General features: G+C 60.5%; 3 protein-coding genes and 1 pseudogene. 2 read left to right on the top strand and 2 right to left on the bottom strand.

Annotation, left to right across the window (positions count from 1 at the left end; genetic code table 11):
* Together B4F73_RS09490 and B4F73_RS09485 are read right to left on the bottom strand one after the other, a co-directional pair.
* Nucleotides 1-324, bottom strand: a 324-nt coding sequence (locus tag B4F73_RS09490) for a thioesterase family protein (protein WP_349679555.1), incomplete at its 3' end; no start/stop codon positions are given.
* Nucleotides 321-800, bottom strand: a complete 480-nt coding sequence (locus B4F73_RS09485; protein WP_206992328.1) for a transcriptional repressor — start codon at nucleotides 798-800, stop codon at nucleotides 321-323. The genes B4F73_RS09490 and B4F73_RS09485, both read right to left, overlap by 4 nt.
* 129 nt (nucleotides 801-929) lie before the next feature.
* Here B4F73_RS09485 and B4F73_RS09480 point away from each other — a divergent pair, with 129 nt between their 5' ends.
* Both B4F73_RS09480 and B4F73_RS09475 read left to right on the top strand, forming a co-directional pair.
* Entirely contained in the window at nucleotides 930-1,319 is a 390-nt protein-coding gene (locus B4F73_RS09480) for a MarR family transcriptional regulator (protein ID WP_034815997.1), read from the top strand.
* 23 nt (nucleotides 1,320-1,342) lie between these two features.
* Nucleotides 1,343-1,725: pseudogene (locus B4F73_RS09475) on the top strand (peptidoglycan endopeptidase); the annotation flags it as partial.

The raw sequence follows: 1,725 nt of genomic DNA, 5'->3' as shown, positions 1-1,725 counted from the left end.
CACGCGCGTGCGCATGGCGGCGGCGAGCGATCCGTCTGCGTGGCGTAGTTCCTGATAGATCAGGGCGCTGTCTTCGTCCGTTTCCAGCACGCAACCATTCATGGTGAGCGGCCGGCCGGGCAAAACTTCGCGTACGAAGCGGATATGCTGATCGACCGGAATGATCGTCGATGGCGACGACGCCTTGAAAGCGTGTGGCATGCCGAGGTCCGGCGCAAAGGCGGCGAGGCCTTCCAATTGCTTCTCGACATAGACGCGCACATTCATGTGCCCCATCTCGTCGCAATCCCACTGATTGCAGCTCCCCCTCCACAATGTGATCATGCGGCGCAGTCCCGGCATTTGCCGCGCACTTCCACGACAGCACGGCTCATCTGGAAGCCTGCGGCGGTTGTTTCAGCTTCGAGCGCTTCATTCGTTGCTGTTGCGTGCAATTCCTCTGCGCCATGGCAGGTGTCGCAGATGAGGAACACCGCAGAGTGATTGTGGCTGGCATGGCCGCAAGCGACATAGGCGTTCAGGCTTTCGATCTTGTGGGCGAGGCCGGTCTCCTGGAGGAAATCGAGCGCGCGATAGATGGTAGGGGGCTTGGCAGAGCCTTCGCCGTCGAGATTGGCCAGCAAATCATACGCCTTGGCGGGCGCTGTGCTCTCAAGCAGGAGGCGCAATACCTTGCGGCGAATGCGCGTCATCCGCTGTCCGCGCCGCATGACGAGGGTTTCCGCCTCATTGAGGAAAGCATCCACGTCCTGGGGGCTGCACGGGGTGTTTGCGTGAATGTGACTATGTGATTGGGCCATGCCTGCAATGTCGTGCGTTTCGGCCGGAATGTGAAGGCCCCTGTCCCCAGCTTTACAGGACAAGCCCCCTAGACGGAGTCCGCAAATCAGCTGAGATTCTCCGATAAGGCGAACAATAAGGGTAGAGAAATGGCACTGTCTGAGCGCGAAGGTCTAGAATTGTGGCGACGTGCCGTAACGGCGTCTGTGCGTTCGGACGCGCCCGATTTGACCGCGCGCCAGCAGGCCATTCTGATGACGATCGCGCTGACACCTGGACCCCATACGGTACGCGGCCTGGCCGAGCACCTGAATATCGCCAAGCCAGCGGTCACGCGGGCATTGGATGCGCTCGCCCGGCTCGATTTCATCCGCCGGATCAAGGACGACACGGATCTGCGCAATATCTTCATCGAGCGCACACCAGCCGGTATGGCATATCTGCGGACATTCTCCGGCCTTGTTCTTGCCGCAGCTTCTGGCAAGGATGATAGCCAATTGGCGCCCAAGCGCAGCGGGAAGACCAACGCCGCCGCCTGAAGCGCCCGAATACGGGAACAGGCATGCCAACATTTTACGACAAGAGACTTCAGCGACCCGTTGGCGAGGCCTTTGCCTATCAGGTGACCGCCGGTGTGGCGGCTGTACGCGAGACACCGGCGCCTGATGGTCGCCTCGCTACGCAGGCCCTGCATGGCGAGATTGTGGACGTGCTCAGAGAGCAGGGCGAGTTCGGCCTGGTGCAGTGTCGCCGTGACCGGTATTGCGGTTGGGTAACCATGGAGGCGCTATCTGCGCCGCTACTACAGCCAACGCATAAGGTTTCGTCATCCAAGACACATTGTTACAGCGAACCTGATCTCAAATCTGCCCCGCGCTTCCTGTTGAGCCATGGCGCGCGTTTGTCGGTCAGCGGGCGGGAAGGTGACTGGCTTTATTCGGATCG

The organism is Hyphomonas sp. UBA3601, assembly GCF_002375605.1.
Lineage (GTDB): Bacteria > Pseudomonadota > Alphaproteobacteria > Caulobacterales > Hyphomonadaceae > Hyphomonas.
The sequence above is the reverse complement of the archived record's forward strand: the minus strand, read 5'-3'. Positions and strand labels throughout refer to the sequence as shown.